Source organism: Sphingomonas sp. 179-A 2A2 NHS (assembly GCF_045371305.1).
GTDB lineage: Bacteria > Pseudomonadota > Alphaproteobacteria > Sphingomonadales > Sphingomonadaceae > Sphingomonas.
The window spans coordinates 39,724-62,616 of the sequence record NZ_JBIQDE010000002.1 but is presented as its reverse complement, the minus strand read 5'-3'; the positions used below and the strand labels follow the sequence as shown (position 1 = coordinate 62,616).

The 22,893-nt window shown below is 66.8% G+C and carries 26 protein-coding genes; 8 read left to right on the top strand and 18 right to left on the bottom strand.

The window, feature by feature from the left end:
* Window position 1 precedes the first annotated feature (1 nt).
* Window positions 2–1,006 (bottom strand): fumarylacetoacetate hydrolase family protein, encoded by a 1,005-nt coding sequence (locus ACH0AE_RS03370; RefSeq protein WP_294443561.1) that lies wholly within the window; start codon window positions 1,004–1,006, stop codon window positions 2–4.
* Window positions 1,007–1,156: 150 nt separating this feature from the next.
* Between ACH0AE_RS03370 and ACH0AE_RS03365 the strand changes: the two genes are divergently transcribed.
* Window positions 1,157–2,311, top strand: a complete 1,155-nt coding sequence (locus tag ACH0AE_RS03365; protein ID WP_294443560.1) for an acyl-CoA dehydrogenase family protein — start codon at window positions 1,157–1,159, stop codon at window positions 2,309–2,311.
* A gap of 58 nt (window positions 2,312–2,369) precedes the next feature.
* Here ACH0AE_RS03365 and ACH0AE_RS03360 read toward each other — a convergent pair whose 3' ends face one another.
* Window positions 2,370–3,935 (bottom strand): methyl-accepting chemotaxis protein, encoded by a 1,566-nt coding sequence (locus ACH0AE_RS03360; RefSeq protein WP_294443558.1) that lies wholly within the window; start codon window positions 3,933–3,935, stop codon window positions 2,370–2,372.
* Window positions 3,935–4,237 carry a hypothetical protein gene (locus ACH0AE_RS03355; protein ID WP_294443556.1) on the bottom strand — a complete coding sequence of 101 codons (303 nt, stop codon included), beginning with the start codon at window positions 4,235–4,237 and terminating at the stop codon, window positions 3,935–3,937. The genes ACH0AE_RS03360 and ACH0AE_RS03355 overlap by 1 nt, the downstream gene beginning before the upstream one ends.
* 269 nt (window positions 4,238–4,506) lie before the next feature.
* Between ACH0AE_RS03355 and ACH0AE_RS03350 the strand changes: the two genes are divergently transcribed.
* The gene (locus ACH0AE_RS03350) at window positions 4,507–5,862 is read left to right on the top strand and encodes a DEAD/DEAH box helicase (RefSeq protein ID WP_294443555.1); all 1,356 of its coding nucleotides are present in this window, start codon (window positions 4,507–4,509) and stop codon (window positions 5,860–5,862) included.
* Window positions 5,863–5,948: 86 nt separating this feature from the next.
* Entirely contained in the window at window positions 5,949–6,203 is a 255-nt protein-coding gene (locus tag ACH0AE_RS03345) for a hypothetical protein (protein ID WP_294443554.1), read from the top strand.
* Between the two features lie 71 nt (window positions 6,204–6,274).
* Here ACH0AE_RS03345 and ACH0AE_RS03340 read toward each other — a convergent pair whose 3' ends face one another.
* Window positions 6,275–6,940, bottom strand: coding sequence for a nitroreductase (locus tag ACH0AE_RS03340; RefSeq protein WP_294443551.1), 666 nt, complete (start codon window positions 6,938–6,940; stop codon window positions 6,275–6,277).
* Window positions 6,941–7,021: 81 nt separating this feature from the next.
* Between ACH0AE_RS03340 and ACH0AE_RS03335 the strand changes: the two genes are divergently transcribed.
* The 3 genes from ACH0AE_RS03335 to ACH0AE_RS03325 all read left to right on the top strand — a co-directional run bounded on the left by ACH0AE_RS03335 (window position 7,022) and on the right by ACH0AE_RS03325 (window position 9,764).
* Window positions 7,022–8,224 carry an acetyl-CoA C-acetyltransferase gene (locus tag ACH0AE_RS03335; protein ID WP_294443550.1) on the top strand — a complete coding sequence of 401 codons (1,203 nt, stop codon included), beginning with the start codon at window positions 7,022–7,024 and terminating at the stop codon, window positions 8,222–8,224.
* A 98-nt stretch (window positions 8,225–8,322) separates the two neighbouring features.
* Entirely contained in the window at window positions 8,323–9,105 is a 783-nt protein-coding gene (locus ACH0AE_RS03330; protein WP_294443549.1) for an SDR family NAD(P)-dependent oxidoreductase, read from the top strand.
* 215 nt (window positions 9,106–9,320) lie between these two features.
* Complete coding sequence (locus ACH0AE_RS03325; RefSeq protein ID WP_294443547.1) at window positions 9,321–9,764, top strand: thioesterase family protein; 444 nt, start codon at window positions 9,321–9,323, stop codon at window positions 9,762–9,764.
* Window positions 9,765–9,827: 63 nt separating this feature from the next.
* Here ACH0AE_RS03325 and ACH0AE_RS03320 read toward each other — a convergent pair whose 3' ends face one another.
* Together ACH0AE_RS03320 and ACH0AE_RS03315 are read right to left on the bottom strand one after the other, a co-directional pair.
* The gene (locus ACH0AE_RS03320; RefSeq protein WP_294443546.1) at window positions 9,828–10,100 is read right to left on the bottom strand and encodes a CsbD family protein; all 273 of its coding nucleotides are present in this window, start codon (window positions 10,098–10,100) and stop codon (window positions 9,828–9,830) included.
* Window positions 10,101–10,170: 70 nt separating this feature from the next.
* Window positions 10,171–10,953, bottom strand: coding sequence for a crotonase/enoyl-CoA hydratase family protein (locus ACH0AE_RS03315; RefSeq protein ID WP_294443545.1), 783 nt, complete (start codon window positions 10,951–10,953; stop codon window positions 10,171–10,173).
* Window positions 10,954–11,077: 124 nt separating this feature from the next.
* On the opposite strand from ACH0AE_RS03315, the gene ACH0AE_RS03310 reads away from it, so the two are divergent.
* Window positions 11,078–11,515 carry a PaaI family thioesterase gene (locus ACH0AE_RS03310; RefSeq protein ID WP_294443544.1) on the top strand — a complete coding sequence of 146 codons (438 nt, stop codon included), beginning with the start codon at window positions 11,078–11,080 and terminating at the stop codon, window positions 11,513–11,515.
* On the top strand, window positions 11,512–11,892 hold the full coding sequence (locus tag ACH0AE_RS03305; RefSeq protein WP_294443543.1) for a PaaI family thioesterase: 381 nt from the start codon (window positions 11,512–11,514) through the stop codon (window positions 11,890–11,892). The genes ACH0AE_RS03310 and ACH0AE_RS03305 overlap by 4 nt, the downstream gene beginning before the upstream one ends.
* Here the strand turns inward: ACH0AE_RS03305 and ACH0AE_RS03300 are convergent.
* From ACH0AE_RS03300 to ACH0AE_RS03245, 12 genes are all read right to left on the bottom strand, one after another.
* Window positions 11,876–13,024 (bottom strand): PQQ-dependent sugar dehydrogenase, encoded by a 1,149-nt coding sequence (locus tag ACH0AE_RS03300; protein WP_294443575.1) that lies wholly within the window; start codon window positions 13,022–13,024, stop codon window positions 11,876–11,878. The two genes, ACH0AE_RS03305 and ACH0AE_RS03300, sit on opposite strands and share 17 nt — an antisense overlap.
* 47 nt (window positions 13,025–13,071) lie before the next feature.
* The gene (locus ACH0AE_RS03295) at window positions 13,072–13,527 is read right to left on the bottom strand and encodes a VOC family protein (protein ID WP_294443542.1); all 456 of its coding nucleotides are present in this window, start codon (window positions 13,525–13,527) and stop codon (window positions 13,072–13,074) included.
* A 564-nt stretch (window positions 13,528–14,091) separates the two neighbouring features.
* Window positions 14,092–15,201, bottom strand: a complete 1,110-nt coding sequence (locus ACH0AE_RS03290; protein WP_406875444.1) for an OmpA family protein — start codon at window positions 15,199–15,201, stop codon at window positions 14,092–14,094.
* Between the two features lie 113 nt (window positions 15,202–15,314).
* The gene (locus tag ACH0AE_RS03285; protein ID WP_294445194.1) at window positions 15,315–15,818 is read right to left on the bottom strand and encodes a DUF2793 domain-containing protein; all 504 of its coding nucleotides are present in this window, start codon (window positions 15,816–15,818) and stop codon (window positions 15,315–15,317) included.
* A gap of 14 nt (window positions 15,819–15,832) precedes the next feature.
* Window positions 15,833–17,956: a phage tail protein gene (locus ACH0AE_RS03280; RefSeq protein WP_406875443.1), complete on the bottom strand. Its 2,124-nt coding sequence runs from the start codon at window positions 17,954–17,956 to the stop codon at window positions 15,833–15,835.
* A complete protein-coding gene (locus ACH0AE_RS03275; RefSeq protein WP_294443216.1) occupies window positions 17,956–18,366 on the bottom strand; it encodes a peptidoglycan endopeptidase in 411 nt (136 codons plus the stop codon). The genes ACH0AE_RS03280 and ACH0AE_RS03275 overlap by 1 nt, the downstream gene beginning before the upstream one ends.
* Window positions 18,363–19,163, bottom strand: coding sequence for a DUF2163 domain-containing protein (locus ACH0AE_RS03270; RefSeq protein ID WP_294443218.1), 801 nt, complete (start codon window positions 19,161–19,163; stop codon window positions 18,363–18,365). The genes ACH0AE_RS03275 and ACH0AE_RS03270 overlap by 4 nt, the downstream gene beginning before the upstream one ends.
* The gene (locus ACH0AE_RS03265; RefSeq protein ID WP_294443220.1) at window positions 19,160–21,421 is read right to left on the bottom strand and encodes a DUF2460 domain-containing protein; all 2,262 of its coding nucleotides are present in this window, start codon (window positions 21,419–21,421) and stop codon (window positions 19,160–19,162) included. Before ACH0AE_RS03265 ends, ACH0AE_RS03270 begins: the two co-directional genes overlap by 4 nt.
* Window positions 21,421–21,993 (bottom strand): tail tape measure protein, encoded by a 573-nt coding sequence (locus ACH0AE_RS03260; RefSeq protein ID WP_294443221.1) that lies wholly within the window; start codon window positions 21,991–21,993, stop codon window positions 21,421–21,423. The genes ACH0AE_RS03265 and ACH0AE_RS03260 overlap by 1 nt, the downstream gene beginning before the upstream one ends.
* The gene (locus tag ACH0AE_RS03255) at window positions 21,986–22,180 is read right to left on the bottom strand and encodes a phage tail assembly chaperone (RefSeq protein ID WP_294443223.1); all 195 of its coding nucleotides are present in this window, start codon (window positions 22,178–22,180) and stop codon (window positions 21,986–21,988) included. Before ACH0AE_RS03255 ends, ACH0AE_RS03260 begins: the two co-directional genes overlap by 8 nt.
* Window positions 22,177–22,488 carry a gene transfer agent family protein gene (locus tag ACH0AE_RS03250; RefSeq protein WP_294443224.1) on the bottom strand — a complete coding sequence of 104 codons (312 nt, stop codon included), beginning with the start codon at window positions 22,486–22,488 and terminating at the stop codon, window positions 22,177–22,179. Before ACH0AE_RS03250 ends, ACH0AE_RS03255 begins: the two co-directional genes overlap by 4 nt.
* Complete coding sequence (locus ACH0AE_RS03245; RefSeq protein ID WP_294443227.1) at window positions 22,485–22,892, bottom strand: phage major tail protein, TP901-1 family; 408 nt, start codon at window positions 22,890–22,892, stop codon at window positions 22,485–22,487. The genes ACH0AE_RS03250 and ACH0AE_RS03245 overlap by 4 nt, the downstream gene beginning before the upstream one ends.
* Window position 22,893 lies beyond the last annotated feature (1 nt).

Sequence of the window (22,893 nt, the reverse complement as noted above, 5' to 3'; positions counted from 1 at the left end):
ATCAGCCTCCAACAACCTGCTCGATTACGCCGAAGATAGGATGATGCCGATCATCCTCGGCCCAGATGCGGACGGTGTCGCCCTTCCTCAGGAACGGCGTCATCGGCTTGCCCCCCGCGATCGTCTCGATCGTGCGCACCTCGGCAATGCAGGAATAGCCGACCCCGCCCTCGGCGATCGGCTTGCCCGGGCCCCCGTCAGCATCACGGTTGGACACCGTACCGGAGCCGACGATCGTCCCCGCGCCAAGAGCACGTGTTCTCGCGGCGTGCGCGATCAGCGTACCGAAGTCGAACGTCATGTCCTCGCCCGCCTCGGCGCGGCCAAACGGCTGGCCGTTCAGGTCCACCATCAGCTTGCGGTGCAGCTTGCCGTCCCGCCACCAGTCGCCCAGCGCGTCAGGCGTCACGAACACTGGTGAAAAGGCGGATGCCGGCTTCGATTGGAAGAAGCCGAAGCCCTTGGCGAGTTCCCCCGGGATCAGATTACGCAGCGAAACGTCGTTGGTGAGGCCGACGAGCCGGACGGCCGCCAGTGCCTCCTCTCGGGTCGCGCCCATCGGGACGTCACCGGTGACCACCACCACTTCCGCTTCCAGGTCGCAGCCCCAGCTCTCGTCGGCGAGCGGGATCGGATCGCGCGGGGCCAGGAAACCATCCGAGCCGCCCTGATACATCAGCGGATCGTGCCAGAACGTCTCCGGCATCTCTGCGCCGCGCGCCTGCCGCACGAGCGCGACATGATTCACATAGGCCGAGCCATCCGCCCAATGATATGCCCGCGGGAGCGGTGAGGCCGCCTCGCGCTCGTGGAAGCGCTCCCGCGGGATCACCTCATGATCGAGGTCGGTGGCGAGGTTCTGCAGGTCCGGCAGCAGCCGATCCCAGTCGTCCAGCGCCGCCTGCAGCGTTGGCGCGATGTGCGATGCATCGGCATACCAGGCGAGATCGGTCGACACCACGACGAGCTTGCCGTCACGACCATGTTTCAGGCTCGCAAGTTTCATCCGTTACCTCTCTTTCCCATCCCGCATAGGCCTTGGCCGCAATGGAAGTCGAGGGCCGCGGCACGCCGCCTGCCACCATAACAAAAGTTACTTGACCCTCTGCGGCCGCATCGCGAGAAGAAGCGATCAGTTTTCGGAGGGGTTTCTTCAATGTCGCTCGACCAGATCGCGGGCCGTTTCGCTTACAACGAAGATCATGAGGCGTTCCGCCAGACCGTCCGCAGCTTCCTGGCCAAGGAAGGCGTGCCGCACGCGGATCAGTGGGAAAAGGATCGCCTCGTTCCCAAGGCTTTCTGGCAGAAGGCAGGCGAAGTCGGCATGCTCTGCCCGACCGTTCCGGAAGAGTATGGCGGCCTTGGCCTCGACTTTGGCTATAATGCCATCGTCGACGAGGAAATGGCCTATTCGGGCGTCCCCGCCGGCTTCTCGCTCCAGTCCGACATCGTCGCCGGCTATATGGAGACCTACGGCTCCGAAGAGCAGAAGAAGGAATGGCTTCCGAAGATGGTGTCGGGCGACGTCATCACCGCGATCGCGATGACCGAGCCGGGCACTGGCAGCGACCTTCAGTCGATCCGCACGACCGCGAAGAAGGACGGCAATCACTACGTCATCAACGGCTCGAAGACGTATATCACCAACGGCCAGAACACCGATCTGACGCTGGTCGTCGCGAAGACCGATCCCGATGCGCAGCCCGCCTATAAGGGCATGTCGATCATCCTCGTCGAAAGCGACCGTGAGGGCTTCAGCAAGGGCCGCAAGCTCGACAAGATCGGCCAGGACGCCGCCGACACCTCCGAGCTGTTCTTCGAGGACGTGCGCGTTCCGATCACCAACTGCCTTGGTGAAGAGGGCATGGGCTTCATCTATCTGATGAGCCAGCTGCCGCAGGAGCGTCTGTCGATTGCGGTCAGCACCATGGCCTCCTCGCAAAAGGCGTTCGACGACACGGTTGCTTTCGTGAAAGAGCGCAAGGCGTTCAAGGGCACCGTGTTCGATTTCCAGAACACCAAGTTCGTACTCGCTGATCTGAAGGCGAAGCTGCAGGTCGGCTGGGCGCACCTCGACTGGGCGATCGCGCGCCATCTGAAGGGGGAACTCACCAACGAGGAAGGCGCGGCGGCCAAGCTGTGGCATACCGACCTCCAGTGGGAAGTCATGGACAAGTGCCTCCAGCTGCACGGCGGCGCTGGCTATATGAACGAATATCCGATCGCCAAGATGTGGCGCGGCGCGCGTGTCAGCCGGATCTATGGCGGCACGAACGAGATCATGAAGGAAGTGATCAGCCGCAAGCTTTAAGCAGCGCAACTAAGCGGCCTTGCGGCCGGCCGCCACGCTGCCGGCCGTTCTTTTCTGGCTATGCCGCGACTTTGGCCGTCAAGCTGTGCGGTGCCGGCGTATCGCCACTGCGCAGTTGCTGCACGAAGCCATCGGTGGTGACGCGCAGCCTCCGCGCCTGATCGGACAGTGCGTCCGCAGCGTCGCGCACGTGACGCGACAGCGCACCCACTTCGTTCGCCGCGGTGGCGACCTCGACGATGCGCCGCTCGATCATATCGACGCCCCGGGCGGCCTCCTGCGAGGTTCGCTCGATCGTTGCTGCCATCAAACGCTGATCGCTCACCGCACCGCGGATGTCGCTTGCGGCTGTTGCGACACGGCCGACCCCGTCGGACGCCTCCACGATGTTCGCCTCGGTCGCCCGGATTGCCTGTTCGACGCCCTGCATCAGCGCCACAATCTTTTCGGTAGCGCGTGCTGTTCCGCCAGCAAGCTGCTTCACCTCACCTGCCACCACCGTGAAGCCGCGGCCGGCGTCTCCTGCGCGCGCGGCCTCGATGGTCGCGTTCAGCGCGAGGAGATTGGTGCGCGCGGCAATCGCGTGGATCTCGCCCACCAATCCGCCAATGCTCTGTGCCTGCACGGAGAGGTCAAGCACCGCGCCTTTGCCCTCATCGGTATGGCGGCGCACGCTGCTGGTGAGTGTCGCCTGAGCCTCCGCGCTACCGGAAATCCCGACGATCGAGCCGGTAAGGCGGTGAACCGCGTCGGCCACGTCCTGGGTTGCACCGGCAGCCTGGCTTGCACCTGCAGCCACTTCGCTCGCCTGTCTCCCCGCATCCGCGGCAATCCGCGTGAGGTTCGCTGCCGACACTTCCATTGATGACGCCGCGCCTTCGATCGCGACGGCCACACCTGCCACGGTTTGCTCGAACTCGTCCGCCAGGGCGGCCAGCGCATGACGGCGCTCATCGTCCAGCCGCGCTTCCGCCGCGACACGCCGACGACGTTCATCGGCGGAACGCTCCTCCGCGACCTTCGCGGATGCCAGCGCGTCGATCGCGCGCCGCCGCTCCTCCTCTGCTACGGCGACCAACTGCTCCCCTTCGGCCCGCGCCGCATCCAGCCCGACGATCAGCGTGCGCAGGCGTACGGTGAGATAGCCGAGCGCCGCGAACTGCAGCGCTACGGCAAACGCATGGAACAGCACGCGCCCCATCGTTCCATCGGTTCCAAAGACCCAGGCCGGCATCAGGAAGGACAGCGAGAAATGGTGAAGCGCGACGAGGACCGAGGCCAGCGCCAGCGGTCGCCAGTCGCACAACACCGCCAGCATCGACAACGCGACGAAAAAGTACATGTGCGCGTCCATCTGCCACGCATTTCCCGCCAGCATGTAGACGAAGCAGGCCGGCAGAACCGCACCCAGCGCAGCAACGCTCATCCGCGCCGCCGCATCGTGCCGGCGGCGCAGCACCATCATCGTGGGCACGACGTTCGCCGCGGCGGCGACAGCGACAGCAAACCCGATGTTCGGGCTCGACAGCGCGTGCCCCAGGATCAACAGCGAGGGAATGCACAGCCAGCCCATGCCGACCAGCAACCGCATGCCGCGACGCCGCAGTGAGACGAGGGAGGACATCAGCCCGGCTCCCCGCAACCACTGACCGGCGCGGCCACGACGAGAATACCCGCCTTCATGAGGGGCCAGAGCAATTCGTCGCGCTCCCCCCGCACGACCAGTTGGCCGCCGGCACTCGACGAGACGAGCAGCGCATCATGCTTGCGCGCAATCGCAACCCCCGATGCGCCGTCCGTCAGCGGTAGCAGCAGCATCGCGCCGTTGGCGGGCGGCGCGAACGCCAGCGCAGCCAGCGCGCCGCTCCCAAGGGCAAATTGCGTGAGAACCGCGATCCAGGTTGCAGGCACAGAAGATACGCTCATGCGCTCCCCTTGGCGGAAGAACAATTAGCGCCAAGTAAAGGTTAATCCGCGCCATGCGTGGCAGTTGGCACTCGCGGCGCAGCTTGACTTACGCGCCGCACGTGCGCATTTATTCGAGCATCGAGGCGTATGCAGCGTGATCGGGCATCAAGCCCAGGCTCCGCCTCGGTCGATCGAACCGGCTTCCCAAGTCACGCGGGGTGTCATTTTTCCCCGCTACCCGTGTGTCCTCGTGATGCGCGGGTGCGATCATATTAGGTACGTTTTTGATGAACTTCTCCGATCTCGGTCTCGCCGAGCCTCTCGTTCGTGCGCTCGAGACCAAGGGTTATGAGACGCCGACGCCGATCCAGCGCGATTCGATCCCGATCGTGCTGACCGGGCGCGACCTTCTCGGCATTGCCCAAACGGGTACCGGCAAGACCGCCGCTTTCGTTCTCCCCTCGATCCAGCGCTTGCTCGAAGGCCAGAAGCGGGTGCTGCCGACGCATGTGCGCATGCTCGTGCTCGCCCCGACGCGCGAACTCGCCAATCAGATCGCGGACAATGCGCGCGGCTATGCCCGCAACTCGCGGCTGACCGTCGCGACCGTTTTCGGCGGCACCAGCATCAACAAGAACCGCCAGGATCTGTCGCGCGGCGTTGATATCCTTGTCGCGACGCCGGGTCGCCTGCTCGACCTCGTCGAGCAGGGTTTCTGCAACCTCACCATGCTCGAGATCCTCGTGCTGGACGAGGCCGACCAGATGCTTGACCTCGGTTTCATCCACGCACTGCGCAAGATCGTGAAGATGGTCCCGCGACGCCGCCAGACACTGTTCTTCTCGGCCACCATGCCAAACTCGATCCGCGAACTCGCGGACCAGTTCCTGCATCAGCCGCAGACCGTCTCCGTCGTTCCGGCCTCGACCACGGCGGAGCGCGTCGACCAACAGGTTATCTTCGTCAACCAGACTGAAAAGCAGGCGCTGCTGACGATCCTGATCCAGGAAGAGCAGATCGACCGTGCGCTCGTCTTCACGCGCACCAAGCACGGCGCCGACCGCGTCGTGAAGCTGCTGGCGGGCAACGGTATCGCGTCCAACGCCATCCACGGCAACAAGAGCCAGCCGCAGCGTGAGCGTGCGCTCGCCGCGTTCAAATCGGGCGAAGTGCCGATCCTCGTCGCGACCGATATCGCGGCGCGCGGCATCGACATTTCGGGCGTCAGCCACGTGTTCAACTTCGAACTGCCGAACGTCGCGGAGCAATATGTGCACCGCATCGGTCGTACGGCGCGCGCCGGCGCCAGCGGCATCGCAGTTGCCTTTTGCGCGGACGATGAGCGTCCGTACCTGAAGGACATCGAAAAGCTGACGCGCCAGAAGGTGCCGGTCCGCGCGCTTCCGGCAGATTTCATGAAGCGCGCCGACGCGTTGAAGGCGGCGCGGATCAAGGCGATCGGCAATGATCCCGCCCCGCGCGAGGATCGCCCACGCCAGCAGCGTGGCCCGGCACGTCCGAAAGCAACGCATCAGCCGACCGCCACACGCGACTATGCGAACGCCAGCCGCCGTGGGGCGGGCGGCAGCCGTGGTCGCGGCGGACGCGGCCGTGGCGGCCCGCGTGCGGCCGCCCAGGCCTGAACGGCTTACGGTCGTTGATAAGTGCGGCGCCGTGGAAACCCGGCGCCGCCTAAACTGTTGCTTCTCCGGAACAAGGAGAAGCCAGCATGGATATAGCTACCGTCCCGGCACTTGAACGGATTGCGCGGGTCCTCGCCGGCCAGCGCATCAGCGCGAACGGGGAAGGCGATCAGGAATCGGCGGCCGATGCGGTGGACGCAACCTGGCGCGATTTCCGCAACGATGCGCTGGCGGTTCTACACACCCTGCGTGCGCCCACCGAAGCGATGGCGAACGTCGGTGATACCGCCGCATGGGAACGGATGATCCTCGCCGCCATCGACGAGGGCAAGCCAGACTAAGCGCCGATAGCTTGCTGAAGCAGGGGAAGCCGCGATCCGCGCGGCCCCCCTCCTTTTATCCCTACCGCTGCCTACGCGAGGATGGTCAGCCATTCCTCTTCCGGCGCGCGCGGCGCGCGTGTCCGGTTCGCTGGCTCCTCCGGGTCTTCATAGCCGATCGCCACGCCGCAGAAGAGCATCCGCTCCGCCGGTGTGCCGAGGAAGCCTTCAACGGTATTGGGGTAAACCGCCCAGCATTCCTGCGGGCAGGTCGCCAGTCCTTTCTCGACCGCGAGCAGCATCAGGTTTTGCAGGTACATGCCAAGGTCGGCCCATTGCGGCGGCCCCATGCGGCGGTCCACCGTCACGAAAAACGCCGCCGGCGCGCCAAAGAACTGGAAGTTGCGCGCGAACCATTGCGCGCGTGCCGCCTTGTCCTCGCGCGGAATGCCAAGATGGCCGTACATGATCTCGCCGATCTGGAAGGTGCGCTTCTTCGTCGCCTCGGTCATTTCACGCGGATAGATGTCATAGCCCGGCGTTTCCTTTTCGCGCCGCTCCAGCTTGCCGCGCATGATCGCCTTCAGCTCGTCCATCTTCGCACCGGTGACGATGTCGATGTGCCAGGGCTGAATGTTGCCGCCCGTCGCGGCGCGTGCCGAGCGCAGCGCGAGTTCCTTCAGCACCTCCAGCGGCACCTCCTTGTCCAGGAACCCGCGTACCGAGCGCCGCTCGATCACTGCATCAGATACGTTCATTCACCTCTCCACCTCTTGCCGAGCGCGTCAAACCGCGCCACATGACGCACCGGGATAACATCTGTTATGGAGAGTCGGAAGATGGCCGAGGCGTATATCGTCGACGCAGTTCGGACGGCTGGTGGTCGTCGCGGGGGTAAGCTCGCGGGTGTCCATCCAGTTGATCTGGCAGCGAAGGTTCTGGATGCGATCGTCGAGCGTAGCGGGATTCCCGGCGACGCGGTTGACGATGTGGTGATGGGCTGCGTCAGCCAGGGTGGCGAGCAGGCAGGCCAGGTCGGCCGCAACGCCGTGCTCGCCTCGAAGAAGCTCGCGCAGTCGACTCCGGCGGTCACGATCGATCGCCAGTGCGGCTCCTCGCAGCAGGCGATCCAGTTCGCCGCGCAGGCAGTGATGTCGGGCACGCAGGACGTGGTGATCGCGGCAGGCGTCGAGAGCATGACGCGGGTGCCGATGGGCTCCACGTACAAGCTGTTCTACGATGCCGGCCTCGGCAAGAACAAGTCGCCGGGCCTTGAGGAGAAGTTCCCGGGCATCAACTTCAACCAGTTCGCTGGTGCGGAGATGATCGCCAAGAAATACGGCTACACCCGCGAGCAGCTCGACGAATACTCGCTCAACTCGCATCGCAAGGCGGTCGCCGCGACGCAGGGTGGTAAGTTCAAGGACGAGATCGTCCCGATCGAGATCGAAACCCCTGAGGGCAAGGACGTGCACACGTCCGACGAAGGCATCCGCTACGATGCCTCGGCTGAAGGCATGGCCGGCGTGAAGAAGCTTTCCGAAGAAGGCGTTCTGACCGCCGCTTCGTCGAGCCAGATCTGCGACGGTGCCAGCGCGGTGCTGATCGTCAGCGAGGAAGCGCTGAAGAAGTACAACCTCAAGCCGCTGGCGAAGATCGTCAACCTCACCGTCACTGCCGGTGACCCGGTCGTGATGCTCGAAGAGCCGCTGTTCGCCACCGACAAGGCGCTGAAGAAGGCCGGCCTCTCGATCGACGACATCGACCTTTACGAAGTGAACGAAGCGTTCGCCTCGGTGCCGGTCGCTTGGCTGGAACACACCAAGGCAGATCCGAACAAGCTCAACGTCAATGGCGGCGCGATCTCGCTCGGTCACCCGCTGGGCGCGTCCGGCACGAAGCTGATGGCAACGCTGGTGCACGAACTGCGCCGTCGTGGCGGTCGCTACGGGCTGCAGACGATGTGCGAGGGCGGCGGCGTCGCCAACGTGACGATCATCGAAAACTGCGATTGGCAGGGCGAGGCGAAGGCCGCGGCCTAAGCCACGTTCGATCAACCTTGTGATGCGTCCCCGCCCTTCGCGGGGACGCCCTTGTGCCGCCGCCTGTGCGGGGCAACTCTTCGGGAGGGGAACCACCAATGAAGCTCGACAACACCATTTCCGCCGTGATCACCGGCGGCGCGTCCGGTCTCGGCGCCGCGACGGCCCGCCTGCTCGCCTCGAAGGGCGTGAAGGTCGCGCTGTTCGACCTGCAGGAAGAGAAGGGTGAAGCACTCGCCCAGGAACTCGGCGGCGTCTTCTGCAAGGTCAACGTGACGGACGAAGCTTCGGTCGACGCCGGTTTCGCCAAGGCCCGCGAAGCGATCGGTCAGGAGCGGATCCTCGTGAACTGCGCCGGCACCGGCAACGCCATCAAGACGGCGAGCCGCAGCAAGGAAGACGGCTCGATCAAGCACTTCCCGCTCGATGCGTTCAACTGGATCATCCAGATCAACCTCGTCGGCACCTTCCGCTGCATCGCCAAGTCGGCCGCCGGCATGATGACGCTCGATCCGCTGCCGGATGGCGATCGCGGCGCGATCGTCAACACCGCGTCGGTTGCGGCGGAGGATGGCCAGATCGGCCAGGCGGCCTATTCGGCGTCGAAGGGTGGCGTCGTCGGCATGACCCTGCCGATCGCGCGCGATCTCATGAGCGAGGGCATCCGCGTCAACACCATCCTGCCGGGCATCTTCAACACCCCGCTGCTGCAGGGCGCGCCGCAGAACGTGAAGGACGCGCTCGCCGCTCAGGTTCCGTTCCCGAAGCGCCTCGGCGAACCGTCGGAATATGCCGCGCTCGCCACGCTGATGATCGAGAACGGCTATTTCAACGGCGAAGACGTTCGCCTCGACGGCGCGATCCGCATGGCACCGCGCTGAGCCGCAGGGAGTCGGCGCGCAGCTCGTGCGCTGACTCTCTAGGCCGACCAGCGCAGCGTTCGCTGCCGCGCCTGACGTCACGGGACTGGCTCCCGTGACGGACCATGAAAGACAACACCTTATTCCCCGGCGAAGGCCGCGCCCACAGACGAGCCGCTCGTCCCGGGCACGAGCCTCCGCCGGGGAATTTGTTTCAGCTCGACAGGAACAGCATCATGTCCCGCCCTGCCGCTTGGCGCCTCGATCCCGCCTCCTATCCGCAGCACGAGACGAAGCAGACCCGCTTCCAGGATCTCGACACGATGGGGCATTTGAACAACGTCGCTTACGCCTCGCTGTTCGAGGACGCGCGGGTGCGCACGAACCAGCGGCTGGGCCGCGTCAATCGTGGCAAGATGGCGGAAGGTACGTTCCGCGCCGTCGTGGCCCGCAACGAGATCAACTATCTCGCCGAGGGCACCTTCCCCGAAGATGTCGAGATCGCACTCGGCATTGGCCGGATCGGCAACCGCAGCTTTGAGATGCTGGCTGCGATGTTTCAGTCCGGAAGCTGCATCGCCACCTGCGACACGACGATCGTGATGACCGATCCAAAGGGCGTCAGCCTGCCCGCGGAGTTTGTGGAGCGGCTGAAAGAGATGCGAGTCAAAGGCGAATGAAAAAGCCACGCGGGCAACTGCACCCGCGTGGCTTCTTCCTTAGCTCAGCCTGCTCTGTGTTCGTCAGCGCTGTCCGCGCAACGTGCCGAGGGTCGCAAGCCCAAGCACGCCGACCAGCGCAGCCGTCGCCCAAGGGCGTTCCTTGGCGAAGGCCTTTGCCTTGCCCACCGCCTCTGGCTGCCCGTCGGCGCCCGGCGCCATGGCTTTCTGAACCGCGCCCTTCAGCTGGTCGAACATGCCGCCAGCCTGCATGGAACGGTCGTTGGTGGCGGCACCAGCAGTTTCCTTGATCTTGCCGGTCACGGTGTTGATGTCGCCGGTCAGTGCGTCGGTCATGGCGATACTCCTTGGATGAACGATCCGGCTATCAACCAACGACCGACGCTTTGGTGCCGTGGAACGATGCTTAGTCGGCAAACACCGGCGCACGCTTCTCCATGTTCGCACGCACCGCTTCCACTTGGTTGGGGGAGCGCATCAACTTGATCTGCTCGTCGCTTTCCGCCTGCAGCATGGTCGCGGTGTCGCCGTCGGCCATCAGGTTGATCAACCGCTTCGATGCCTTCACCGCATCGGGGTTGCGACTGGCGATCTCGCGCGCCAGTTCGAATGCCGCGGCTCTTGGATCATCGGCCACCCGCGTGACGAAGCCATAGCGTTCCGCCTGCTCGCCGGTGAACTCGCGCGCACTGTACGTGAGGTCGCGAAGCACGTCGTCCCGCGCCAGCGTACGCCACAACGCCAGCCCGGCCATGTCCGGCACCAGACCCCAATAGGTCTCGCGGATCGACATCCGCGTGTCCGGTCGCGCGATACGGACGCAGGCACCGGACATGATCTGGAAACCGCCGCCGAGCGCCACGCCGTGTACCGCGGCAATCACCGGCATCGGCAGCGATCGCCAGCCCCAGGCAACGTTCTGCGCCGTATTGGCCAGGCCATGGCTACGCCTGCCCAGATCGTTGCCTGATCCCCCGGCCGCCATAGAACCCATGTCGAGCCCGGCGCAAAACGCCCGCCCTTCGCCGGAAAGGACCGCAACGCGGACCTCCGGCATGCCGGTCAGTCGCTCAAGTGCAGAATTGATCCCGGCGAACATCGCCGGGTCGAGCGCATTCATCTTATCCGGGCGGTTCAGCCGCACATCGGCGATGCCGTCCTCCACCGTGATCGTAACGCGCTCGTCCATTCCACCTCTCCCGAGAACTGATACGATCGACTTAGATGACCCGCGCAACGGCATCAATGCCGCTCTTCATGGCGTCGGCCGCGCGGCGTTGCGATCGGCGGAGGCTGGTGTAGAGCCGTCGCCCATGAGCATCAACGCGGCACTGGCCGGCTTGCCCGGCATGGAAGACGTGCGATTTGGCGGTCACGGCGGCCGCCTTGGCATCGATTATCACGCGCATGGCGAAGGCTGGGTCGAGTTGACGCTCCCCTATTCCGAAGAGATCATCGGAGACGAGGACAGCGGCGTCATCGCCTCTGGCCCGATCTTCGCGTTGATGGACATTGCCACCAGCCTCGCCAGCATGCGCCGGCTCGGTCGCTTCGTGCCGCACGCAACGCTCGATCTGCGCGTCGATTACCTTCGCCCCGCCCGCCCCGGCCACACCGTCATCGGCCATGGCGAATGCTATGCATTGAAACGGTCGATCAGCTTCGTTCGCGGCCAGGCCCATGACGGCGACCCCGACGATCCTATCGCCCATGTCACCGGCACCTTCATGTTCCTGGAGCCGCAGGCATGAAGCTGCCGCCCTATGCCGATCTGCTCGGCGCAAGCCTCGAATGGGAGGACGATCGGCCTGTGCTCGCAATGCCGTTCAGCCCGGCCGTGCTCGGCCGCCCCGGCTTCGTTCAGGGCGGCGCGATAACGGGGCTGCTGGAGGTCGCCGCGATCGCGGCGCTTCGCCACCAGCTTGAAGCCGACGGCGGCGGCCGGGTGAAGCCGATCAACGTGACGGTCGATTTCATGCGCGGCGGCCGGCAGCGCGTGACCCGCGCCGCCGGCGTCGTCACTCGGCTCGGCACCCGCATCGCCAATGTGGAGGCGACCGCCTGGCAGGATGACCGTACCAAGCCGATCGCCTCGGCGCGGATGAACTATCTTATCGTGCGGGAGTGAGCTTGATCAGCCGGCCCTGCGATCCCTGCGCGCCGTCCTCCAGCACGTAGATCGCCCCGTCCGGCCCCTGCTCGACCTCGCGGATGCGGGCACCCATGTCGAACTGGTCGCCCTTGCGCGCATTGGTGCCATCAAGATCAACGCGCACCAGCGACTGGGACGAAAGCCCGCCGATGAAGGCGTCCCCCTTCCACTGCGGGAACAGATCGCCGGAATAGACCATCAGCCCGCCCGGCGAGATCACCGGGTTCCACCACACCTTCGGCGCTTCGAACCCGTCGCCCGGGTTGTGGTCCGGGATCGGACGCCCGTCATAATGGTCCCCGTTCGATACCTTGGGATAGCCATAGTTGCGCCCCGGCAGGACAAGGTTGAGCTCGTCGCCGCCCTTCGGCCCCATCTCCTGCTCCCACAGGTTCCCCTGCGCGTCGAAAGCAATGCCAAGCAGGTTGCGGTGGCCATAGCTCCACACCGCCGGGTGGAAGCCCTGCGCGGCAAGCGGATTGCCCGGTGCCGGCTTCCCGTCGAGCGTCAGGCGAAGCACCTTGCCGAGCGTGGCCTTTGGATCCTGAGCAGGATCGAACTTCTGCCGCTCGCCGTTTGTGAAGAACAGATACTTGCCATCCGGCGAGAAGGCGATCCGCCCGGAATAATGGCCGTTGCCTTCAACGAACGGCGTCGCCCGGAACAGCTCCTCGATCTGCTGCAGCTTGGGGCTGCCGCCCGTCTCATCCAGCACGCCACGCGACAGGACCACACCCTTGCCGCCCGGCCCAGCCATCGACCAGCTGAGATACACGCGCTTTGAGGTGGCGAAATCGGGCGCCAGCACCACGTCCATCAGTCCGCCCTGTCCGGCGCTATCCACCGGCAGCGTCGCGATCGTGGAGCGCGTCTTGCCGTCCGCGGATACCAGCAGCAGGCTGCCCGCCTTCTCCGTCACCAGCATCCGCCCATCGGGCAGGAACGTCATCGCCCACGGCGCGTCGAAATCGGCGACAACGGTCTCGACGAACGGCTTGGCTCCGGCGGTCGTCGCGGCAGGCGCGTCCCCCGCGTTCGACATTCCTTGCGGCTCGGCAGAGCAGGCGGTGGAGGCCAGCAGGCTGGCGACGAACAAGCTGCGCAGGATCACGTTTTCTCCCTGGATAATCTGGTCAGCGACATCGCTGCATTCCGTCACTTGGTTCCCGCAGGCAAGCGCCCCGGATGCTCGGCATCATTCTTCCACAATCCTGGCGTGGCCAATTCGAGCACATGGCCGTCGGGGTCCTCGAAATACAGGCTACGCCCACCTGCCGGCCATTGCACCTCATGCGTGATGCGGACATCATTCTTCACAAGATGCGCGCGCCACGGCTCGTAGGCGTCATCCGCAATCGCGAAGGCCATGTGAAGCGGCCCGCTGCCGTCGTGTCCAGGAATGGTCCCGCCCGGGATCTGCACATCTTCGATTGATTGGCTACGCGCGAACACCAGCAACACGCCGCCGCGCCCGGCATCGAAGGCGGTCAGCCGATCGCTCTCGATCATCGGGGCGAGGTTCAGGACATCACGGAAGAACCGCGCGGCTCGCGCCATGTCGTCCACATAGAGCGCTGTCTCCAGCAGCCCCGAAATCCTTGGTGTATTCATCCTACCCCTGTCTGCGCCACGGCCCCGCTTTAGGTCTCGCCCAGCCGGAATAACCAGCCAAGCCGCCGGAAGCTCCGTTCTACCTGCCGCATCGAAGCGCGCGGGCGACGATCGACAGTCGCATGCGCGCTATCTGACATCCTCCCGCTACGGCCCGGCAGACGCGCTGCCTATGGTCGATCTCCCAAGATGATGACCGGAACCAATTGCGGCGTAACGAACACGTGCGCCAAACCGAATGGGGCCGGTCGAGGGGCGAGATGGGCAAGGAGGCGAGAACGGGGACGGCGGCGCCTGACCATTCATCCTCGGTGCGGCTTATCGGCCTGACGAAATCAGCTCGCCCTTGTGCTTGCTTCCGCTGACCGCAGGAAGCGTCACGCCACGCCTCCGAGGCCAGCGCTGCAAAAAAGTCACGCTACTTCAATGGCTAGGAGCACAGTTCAACCGAGCGGCAACATTTTCCACGAGGTTAGTTACTGCGCGCCCCGAAACAGTAACACAAAAGAAAAGGGAGGCCGGCGAACCGACCTCCCCAATCTTTCAGCCTTGTAGGCGTCAGCCTTACTGACCCGCACCCGGGCCGTAGGTGATTTCCACGCGGCGGTTCTGCACTTCGCGCACACCGTCGGCGGTGTCGACGCGCGGGCGGCTTTCGCCGAACGCTTCCGTCGAGATCACGCCATCCGGGATCGAACGCGAGGTGAGGTAAGCCTTCACCGCGTCTGCACGACGCTGCGAGAGACCCACGTTGTACGAGGCCGAACCCGAGCGGTCGGCGTGGCCGGCCAGCATGACCTGCGCGTTGCCGCACGACTGGTACTGCGTGACGGCGTTGTCGAGGATCGACGAAGCCTCCGGAGTGATGTCCGACTTGTCCCACTCGAAGAAGACAATGAACGGACCCGGCGAGCAGACCACTTCCGGCGGCGGCGGCGGCGGCGGCGGGGGGGGAGGCGGCGGCGGCGGCGGCGGCGGCGGCGGCGGAGCAGCCGGTTCGCCGAAGTTGTAGGTCAGGCCGCCCAGGATGCTGTGCGAGCGGAACCGGCCCTCGAAGCCACGGTTCAGCACGTCGACCAGCTTGACGTTGTCGGCGTTGAAGAAGCGGTACTTCAGCGAGACGTCGACATTGTCAGTCAGCGGCGCACGGACACCCGCGATACCCTGCCAAGCGAAGACGGTGTCCGAGTCGTTCAGGAAGCTTCCGCGCTGGTTGAGCGCAACGCGTGCCTTGACCCGCGCCACACCGGCACCACCGCCGATGAAGCCCTGGATGCCGTCATCGTCACCGAAGTCGAGCAAGCCGTTGACCATGAAGCTGAGCGCCGTGGTACGGCCGCCAGCGAGGTCGAAGGTGTTCGGAGCGGCGATGCCGTTGTTGAACGGCGTCGGCAGGCTCGACGCGTAGCTGTCGAGATCAGCCGACTTGTACGCGACTTCCGCTTCCAGGCGGAAACCGCCGAAATCGTAACCAACGATGCCGTCAGCGTCATAGCCGTAATCGCTATTGACGGTGCCGGTGCCGGTGGTGGTGGGCGTGGAGATGTCGTAGGTGATGTCCTCGACGATCATTCCGCCGAACTCGGCGCCCACGTACCACGCATTGTCGCGGGCGAGTGCAGGCGAGGCGAGTGCGGTGGAGGCGAGCGCCAGTACTACGGCAAGCTTCCGCATCTTAGTCCCCTTTCATCAGTGTCACTACGGACAAGGCAAACTCCCTATCGAAAGCTTGGTTTCCACGCAAGAATACAAAAGGCGAGACCTGTTGCCGAAGTGCCACACCTTTTTTAGCGGCCTATCAAGCCATGCTCTTGCAGCGCAGAAAGAACGCTGCCCAGCACCGCCCGCGCCTCCGCATCAATCGTGCCGCCCCCACTCGGGTCCGCGATCGCCGGCTGGCGCTCCGACAAGACCTGAACGCCGCCGAGGAACAATGCGCTCCCCTGCAATGCACCGATCACCCAAGTGTTTCCATCGAACCGCGCTGGCATGCCGTCGTCGCGCCGTGAAACGCTCATCCCCGCAATCGCCGCAAGGAACCGCCAGCCGCCCTGCGTCCAACCGGCGACGGCATTTGCTCGGCCCGCCCACGCCCCTACGGGATCGCTGCCGACCACCCAGCACGCGCCCGTCTCCGGTGCATCAGGCGGATCGTTCCGGCCGATCGAGATCACCACCGGCTGCACGGCAAGGTCGAGCCGAAGCAGCGCTTCATTATGGTCCATCTCCTTCTGCGCCTGACCGGCGTGCAGCAGCGGCAGGCCCAGGCGAGCAGTCCGATCATCGGTCATGGAACCAGTCCTTCTTAGAGAATGATCTCGGCCGCGGCGGAGACGCCGTGGGTGCCGCGCTGGCGGACAGAAACCCTGGAGCCCGCGCTCACGTATTGCGCGTCGAGGAGCAATGACGGTGTCGATGTTTCGAACGTCGCCGTTTCGCCACCGGCCTCCGTCACCGTGACGAGATACGCCTCCGCTTCCTCGCCCAGCGCCGCATCCACGCCGTCGCGCCACCGCCAGTCCGTCCGACTGCGCCGCCGCCATTGCAACATGGTTCCCTCGGCCACAGCCGCGGCGTGAAGCCGGACGGGTGCCGGCGGCAGAATCGACGCACCGCTCAGCACGACTTCGGCAGATGCGGGAACCATGTCGCCCGCCCCGCTTGCGTAGAGAAGCACACGCCCGCCCGGTGCAGCGTCAACCGCGAGCCGCCTCGCCGCGGCCTGCTCGATCAACACGAAGCGCGCGTCCACTGCGATCGGCGCGGGCACTGTCCCCCGCCGCCCGCGCCACAAGTCGCTGAGTCCCCACGCGCCGCCCTCGATCATCCGCGCCCGGCCGAACTGCACCAGTTCCTCGCCCACCAGCGCCAGGTTAGCTCCCCGGTCGAGCGCCGCGGCATCGGCATCACCCAGCATCATCGCGCCGTGCGCCAGCTTCACCCGGATCACCGCCACGCGATCCACGATGGTGGCCGGCCCTGCGGGAACCGCTGCGATCAAGCTGCCGACGATCCCCGCCGCCGCCGTGCCGCCAGCCGGGCTCCACGACGCGCCATCATCGACACTGTATTGAAGCGCCGCGCGCCGCCACCCCGCCCCGGTTCCGGCCGCCACGATCGTCACGCTCGGCGCGCCGGGCACGAACTCGCCCATCGGCGGCAGTTCCGCAGCGTGTAGGATCGTGGCGCCGAGCGGGTTGTCCCGTGCCCGCAGCACCCGCCCGGGGCTCGCTGCCAGGGCCGGCAACGCCGCCGGCGCCAGCGCGACAAGGTCAAGCGCCACCTGATGCCGCTCCAGCGTTGTTCCGCGAAGCCGCCAGCGGCCGCCGCCCTCACCCGCGATTGTCACCACCTCGCCGGGCAGAACTTCGATCATCGTCAGGTCACCGGTCACCCGGCGCGTGCGCCGCTCGCTCTCGACGCGCGCCAGCATCCGTTCGGCCGCCCCCCTTGCCGCCGCGGCGGGCAATGCGGCAGCGATCTCCACCTGCTGAACACTGCCAGAGCGCTCCGGCCGCGCCGCGCTTTGCACCCCGATCTGCCAGTCACGTTCTGGATCATAATGCGCGACGCATACCGTCGCCGGCGCCTGATCCGCCGCCGCGATCCGCCGCATCGGGCCCTCGTCGGTGATCACCCGATCCGGGCTGTCGCCCGCGCGCATCGTCACACCGCCCGCCACCGGGCCGAACCACGCGCCGGACATAGCGGCCAGCGCCTCGACCACGTCGCGGACGGAATCCCCGTCGGCGGCAAACCCCGCCAGCGGCATCGCGGCTTCAGCCGTCACGATCGTCCCACCGCCAAGATCCTGCGCGATCCTGCCGACGGGCACATCCTCTTCGTCCGCCACCACCTCGAAGGTCAGCGACGGGATGCGATTGCCGAACGCCTCCAGCGGCAGATCCTCGAACACCACATAGGCAAGGCCGCGATGCGCCGGTGCCCGGCCGATCCCTTCCGCGCTCGCGATCAGCGGATCGGCCTCCTGCGCCTCGTCGCCGTCATGCAGCCGGAAGCCGGTCTTCACCTTCCAGTCGTCCGCCGCGCCGCGCAGCAGGTTCCCGTCCGCCCAGATCCGCCCGATACGCCGCACTCGACGGCTCGATATGGCGACCGCGAAGGACACCGAATAGCTGTAGCTCGTGACGCTCGGCTGCCCCTTGCCCCCGCCCCGCTCGCCGCGATGCTCGATGAGGTCGGTTGACCAGATCACCTGTCCCGCCACGCGCATCCGGCCGTAGATCCTCGGGATCGATCGGCCATAGCTCGACGTCTGCACCGCCAGATCGGCAAGGCGCGGCCCCTGCCGCCCGCGTGGCTTGAACAGCACCGCGCCGTCCACCGCCCGGCCGAGCGTGGCGCCAAGCGCCGCCCCCAGCGGTCCGCCGACCAGTCCGCCGACGGCCGTCAACACCAGCGTCGCCATCAACCTGCCTCCTGTTCATTGCCGGCGATGCGCCAGGCGCCCAGCATCGGCCACGGCGGCACCCCCGGGCGCTCGGCGACGCGGCGAAGGCCGGCATCGGCGTGGACGAACCCGTTCCCGACATGGATTGCGAGATGCACCTGCCCGGGTCCGCTGCGGCACAGCAGCACATCCCCCGCCCCGATGCCCGCGCTTGGCACCAGCCCATCAAAACAATTTCGGAACCGCGCGACATCGCCGCTGCGCAGTGGGTATCCTTCCGGTACCGCGCCCTTATGGCCGCTCGCGCGCAGCGCCAGCGCCACCACGCCGACGCAATCGAGCCCCGTCGCCGGATCACGCCCGTGGAGCCGAAACGGTACCCCTACGAGCCCCCGCGCCGCCGCCGCGACGCGTTCTCCGCGTGTCACGCGCCCGGATAACGCGTCAGCAGGTCCATGCCGGGCAGATACGGCTCGCCGCGGAAGTTCGCGGCATTGTCGAACCGCCCGCTACAGGTCGCCAGGATCTTGTCGCAGCCTTCCTGCACCTCGACCAGCATTCCCGGCGTGACGGCGACCGGCGGCGGCGTGCGCAGCAACACCGTCGCCCCTTCCGACTGCGCGATCGCACTCTCCAGCCCGCATGCCTCGCCACCGAACCAGCGCAACCGGCCACCGCCATAAGCGTCCGCGCTCGGCTCCACCCGGTCCAGCGTCAGCAGCCCGCCCGTGGCTGCCACCACCCGCGCGAAGCGCCGCCGCCCCGCCATTGGCACGCGGCAGCGGTGGTCGCCCAGCATTGCGCGACAAGCCGCGCTCGTCACTTCCGTCGCCGGGCGGTCCAGCCGAGCCGCAACGCCGCGCAGCTCGGCCGTGAAGCCGGTCTCGTCGATCTCGATCGCGCCGATCGTACCTTCGCCCAGCGACACTGGCGCGCCAGGGATCGCCCAATCTACCGCGGCAACGCTCACCCGCGCGCCGTCCCAACGTCCGATCGCCAGATCCCGCTCGGTCACCGCACCCGCTGTCAGCGCCCCGCGCGCCTCCATCGCGGCCCCGTCCAGCCCGTCGCCGCGCTCGATCGCCGACGGCGTCATGCCGGGCGCTGCACGATACAGCTGCCCCTCCACGATCAGGTCGCGGTCGTGATCGGTCAGCCCGATCGTCACGCCATCGCGACGCGACAGCAACCACAGCATCGCGATGGTCGAAAGCCGATCGCTCATGCCTCGCGCACCTCGACCAGCGGCACCGACGGCGCCGACCCGGCCAGGAAGGTCGCGCGTGCGACGATCAGCTGATCCTCGGCAAACCGCACCGCCACGTCGAAGATGTAGGACGCCGCGATCACCGCGCCAGCAGCCGGCGCCACGTCGAGGACGATCATGCCGCCCGCTTCCACGCTGAAGCCGTGCTCCGCCGCGCCATCCACCGTCACCGCCACGCTGCCCGCCACCGGCCGCGTGATCCGCCGCTCCGCGCCTCCGTAGTGTTTTACCAGTGGGAAGCGCCGCGTCACGGCGTCGCCTCGGCCGATCACCTCGTCCTCCCCGATCGAATCGAACGGGTCACGCAGCCGAAAGGCGCGCGCCGGCCCCATCCGCGCGCGAAAGAAGCCCAGCAACGTCGCGATATCCGCCTCGCTGCGCACGCCCGGCCCGGCATCATAGCGCGTCCTTGCCGCCGCCCAGCTCGCGTTGCGGCTCTCCCGCCCGCCGGCACTCGTCACGATCGCGGTGGAAAAGCCGGGGCTCACTTCCGCCTCGCGGCCCAGCTCCAACGGGAACAGCACGTCGTCGAATGCTTCCACCTCATCCTCCCCTTGCCGCTCGTCCCAGTGAACGAAGCCGTCGCGCATCACCTGCGGCAGCGCCCATACATGCGCCCGCCGCACCCCGCGCCGGCGCGCCGCATCCGCCGCCGCATCGATCGCCGGCCACTGTCCCCTGTCCTCCGGCCGCAGCACGAAGCCCGAGAAATAATCCTGTCGCTCGGGTGGATAGCCAAGCCGCGCACTCGCCAGCGCGACGCCCGCCGCGGTGGAGGCGGTATCGCCCGCCACCACCCAGTCGTAATCTTCCAGCTGCAGCACGTCGAAGGCCGGGCTCGCCCAACCGAGCGGCATGTTCATCCGCTTCGCTTCCGGCGCTTTGGCGTCCAGCACGGTGGGCAGATAGGTAAGCAGCAACGTCTCGCACGCCGGGTGCACCCCCCGCACCGCCTGGCACAGCGCCGCCGTCGATCCGGCGAGCATCGCACCTGCCGTATCGAGCGTCGCGCGCTGCGCCGCAGATTGCGGGCCGTTGACGCTCGGGATCGGCACTGGCGCGAAGGCCACCACGGCGGCCGCATCGTACAGGCAGGGGCGCCCGTCCGCCTTCACCCACCACCAGGGTTCCCCCACCTGGAACTTCGCCGCCAGCCCGGCCGCCGCGCCGATCCCGACGAACGCCAGTGCGATCGCCTGCAGATAGGCCATCGCCGTCGCATTGGCCGGCGACAGCAGGGTCGAAGGCGGCTCCCACCCGGTCAACGCCGGCGCGCCTTCCGCATCGCGCTGCTTCCACGCTTCCGGGCAATGCGCGTCGAACAATTCGTACGAGAGGGACCAGATCACGTCATAGCCAAGCTGCGTCGCGCCTTCGGCAAAGCCACGGTGCCAGGCGACACAAGGCGCATTGAGCGTGCCGGTGACCTTGAGGTCGCCGTCGAGCCGGAAATAATGGCTCATGCCCACATAATGGACGATCGCCCCGCGGTACCCGAGGTGAAGCATGGTCCGCAGCACACGCGCCGGCGTCAGGTGATACGTGTCGTCATAGCCATTGGCGATCGCCAGGCCATGTTCCGGCAGCACCGCCTCGCCGATCGCCAGCACTGATCCCGGTCCGTCACACCGGATCGCGCTAAGCTCCGCCCAGCCCTCAGCCGGCGCCGCCAGCGGGCGATCGCTTTCGTCATAATCGGGCGCGACCAACGACAGGAACATGCGATCGACGTCCCCAGCCCACACCGGATCTGCTTCCGCCGGCAGCTGGAAACCGCCCACGACGTTCGCGAAGTCGATCGACACCTGGGCATCCTCGGGCGTGCCTTGGGCATAATTCCACAGCCGCACGTACCAGGATCGCGCCACGCCCGCGGCGTCGCGCCCCTCGATCGTCAGCACCGGGCCGTGCGTGGCGTCCAGCGGCCGCACGCCTGACGATTGCCAGCGGAACGACAGGCGGCAGCGGCGGAAATCGCGCGCTGTCTCATACGCCAACAGCGGGTGATCGTGGCGGTCCTCGGCCGCCCAGATCAGCCCGGCGAGATCATTCTTACGATAGAAGACGCAGTCGACGCGCATTGCGTCCGGCGCGCTCGTCGTCACCGCCGCCATCATCGGCCGCGGGAAATTCACCGTCCAGAACCGCGGGTCGAAGCGCGTGATGACGCCTGCTTCATGGTGCGCGCCGCGCGCGGCGACGAGACAATGGCCCATCAGTCATCCGCTCCTGCAAGCGCTGCCCGCACGGCCCGCGCTACCTGCCGGCTCGATCGGGCCAGCGCAGCCGGCGCTGCCTCGCTCGCGGCGTTGACGGTGATGTTCACCCGCACGTCGCGTGGGGTCCCGCTGCCACCGTTTGGCATCACCGATCCGGCCGCCGTGGGCACGAACAGCTCCGGCCCCCGCTCCCCCACCCAGAACGGCCGCCCCGGCGATACCGGCCCGCCGGTCGCCCGCCCCGGTGCGCCGATCGCCCCGATCAACGCGGACAGCAGCCCGGCCCCCGCCGGCTGCGCCCCGCCGCCGAGCACGCTTTCGATCCCGGTCCGCAGCGCGCCCGCCGCAATTTGGTCCAGCACCGAAAGCGCCGCGCGCTTCAGGTCCTCGAATCCCAGCTTGCCAGTCCGCACCGCGCGCGAGAGCGTCGTCTCGATCGCCCGCCCGGCGCGGTCTGCTCCGGTCGACAGCGGCCCCTCCAGCGCGGCGCGCATCTCGGCGACATCGCGCGCGAAGCCGGCTGTGTCGGCCCGCACGCTCACCAGCATGCGGTCGAAATCCTCATCCATCGGGAAATGTCCCCTTCAGCCGCGCGATCATCGCGCGATCGGGCGGGGCGGACTGCTCCTCGCCGCCCAGCGCCCGCACCAGCGCGCTCAACTCCGCCGGCGTCGCCTGCCAGAACAGGTCCGGCGACCAGCCGAACGCCACGCCTGCGCAGCCCGCCAGCCGCGCCGCGTTTTCCGCGAACGTCACCGTCCTGCCAGGATCTGGCCCAGCAGCAGCCTCAGCGCCGGCATCGCCGCGGTCAGCCCCTGCGCCGCCACTGCCTCGCCCAGCGAATCGCGGGTCAGCGCCGGCGGTCGATCACGCAGGCAGTGCCAGAACAGCGCCACCAGCTCGCTGAGCGCCATCCGCCCCTCGGCGGCCCGCTCCACCAGCGCGAACAGCGGCCCAAGCTCCTCCTCCGCCGCCACCAGCGCGGCAAAGCTCGGCCGCAGCACCAGCAGCTCCCCGGCCACCCGCAGGTTCGCCTCGCCGCGGGCTAGGTTCGCCGCGCTCATGCGGCCACCACCGCGCCGGAGCTTTCGAGGTTCACGGTGTAGCTGCGCTCGCCGTTGAAATCCCCGGCATAGTCCAGCCGCGTCACTAGGAACCGGCCGGTCAGCGTCTCGCCGCTTTCGAAACTCAGCCGATAATCGTCGATCGTACCGGCAAGCGCATTGGTCTTCACCCGCGTCTCCGCCGCCGATCCGGTGAACACCCCCGCCGCCGACACGCTGACGCTGCGCGCGCCCGCGCCCGACAGCAGCTCGCGCCAGCCGCCCGATCCCTTGTGAGTCACCACCACCGCCTCGCCGTTGATGCTCAGCTGCGTCGTGCGCATGCCCGCCACCGTCGCGAATGCCGGCGTCGCGCTGCCATCGCCCACCTTCAGCAGGAACGCCGAACCCTTCTCCACCGCCATG

Bases quoted from the DNA above. Each gene is read 5' to 3' on its own strand.
- ACH0AE_RS03250 (WP_294443224.1), bottom strand. From the start codon at position 22,488: ATGAGCGCGGCGAACCTAGCCCGCGGCGAGGCGAACCTGCGGGTGGCC.
- ACH0AE_RS03310 (WP_294443544.1), top strand. From the start codon at position 11,078: ATGAGCATCAACGCGGCACTGGCCGGCTTGCCCGGCATGGAAGACGTG.
- ACH0AE_RS03260 (WP_294443221.1), bottom strand. From the start codon at position 21,993: ATGGATGAGGATTTCGACCGCATGCTGGTGAGCGTGCGGGCCGACACA.
- ACH0AE_RS03315 (WP_294443545.1), bottom strand. From the start codon at position 10,953: ATGGACGAGCGCGTTACGATCACGGTGGAGGACGGCATCGCCGATGTG.
- ACH0AE_RS03265 (WP_294443220.1), bottom strand. From the start codon at position 21,421: ATGGGCCATTGTCTCGTCGCCGCGCGCGGCGCGCACCATGAAGCAGGC.
- ACH0AE_RS03280 (WP_406875443.1), bottom strand. From the start codon at position 17,956: ATGGCGACGCTGGTGTTGACGGCCGTCGGCGGACTGGTCGGCGGACCG.
- ACH0AE_RS03335 (WP_294443550.1), top strand. From the start codon at position 7,022: ATGGCCGAGGCGTATATCGTCGACGCAGTTCGGACGGCTGGTGGTCGT.
- ACH0AE_RS03360 (WP_294443558.1), bottom strand. From the start codon at position 3,935: ATGTCCTCCCTCGTCTCACTGCGGCGTCGCGGCATGCGGTTGCTGGTC.
- ACH0AE_RS03340 (WP_294443551.1), bottom strand. From the start codon at position 6,940: ATGAACGTATCTGATGCAGTGATCGAGCGGCGCTCGGTACGCGGGTTC.
- ACH0AE_RS03355 (WP_294443556.1), bottom strand. From the start codon at position 4,237: ATGAGCGTATCTTCTGTGCCTGCAACCTGGATCGCGGTTCTCACGCAA.
- ACH0AE_RS03320 (WP_294443546.1), bottom strand. From the start codon at position 10,100: ATGACCGACGCACTGACCGGCGACATCAACACCGTGACCGGCAAGATC.
- ACH0AE_RS03350 (WP_294443555.1), top strand. From the start codon at position 4,507: ATGAACTTCTCCGATCTCGGTCTCGCCGAGCCTCTCGTTCGTGCGCTC.
- ACH0AE_RS03290 (WP_406875444.1), bottom strand. From the start codon at position 15,201: ATGCGGAAGCTTGCCGTAGTACTGGCGCTCGCCTCCACCGCACTCGCC.
- ACH0AE_RS03285 (WP_294445194.1), bottom strand. From the start codon at position 15,818: ATGACCGATGATCGGACTGCTCGCCTGGGCCTGCCGCTGCTGCACGCC.
- ACH0AE_RS03305 (WP_294443543.1), top strand. From the start codon at position 11,512: ATGAAGCTGCCGCCCTATGCCGATCTGCTCGGCGCAAGCCTCGAATGG.
- ACH0AE_RS03270 (WP_294443218.1), bottom strand. From the start codon at position 19,163: ATGAGCGATCGGCTTTCGACCATCGCGATGCTGTGGTTGCTGTCGCGT.
- ACH0AE_RS03325 (WP_294443547.1), top strand. From the start codon at position 9,321: ATGTCCCGCCCTGCCGCTTGGCGCCTCGATCCCGCCTCCTATCCGCAG.
- ACH0AE_RS03345 (WP_294443554.1), top strand. From the start codon at position 5,949: ATGGATATAGCTACCGTCCCGGCACTTGAACGGATTGCGCGGGTCCTC.
- ACH0AE_RS03370 (WP_294443561.1), bottom strand. From the start codon at position 1,006: ATGAAACTTGCGAGCCTGAAACATGGTCGTGACGGCAAGCTCGTCGTG.
- ACH0AE_RS03365 (WP_294443560.1), top strand. From the start codon at position 1,157: ATGTCGCTCGACCAGATCGCGGGCCGTTTCGCTTACAACGAAGATCAT.
- ACH0AE_RS03295 (WP_294443542.1), bottom strand. From the start codon at position 13,527: ATGAATACACCAAGGATTTCGGGGCTGCTGGAGACAGCGCTCTATGTG.
- ACH0AE_RS03330 (WP_294443549.1), top strand. From the start codon at position 8,323: ATGAAGCTCGACAACACCATTTCCGCCGTGATCACCGGCGGCGCGTCC.
- ACH0AE_RS03245 (WP_294443227.1), bottom strand. From the start codon at position 22,892: ATGGCGGTGGAGAAGGGTTCGGCGTTCCTGCTGAAGGTGGGCGATGGC.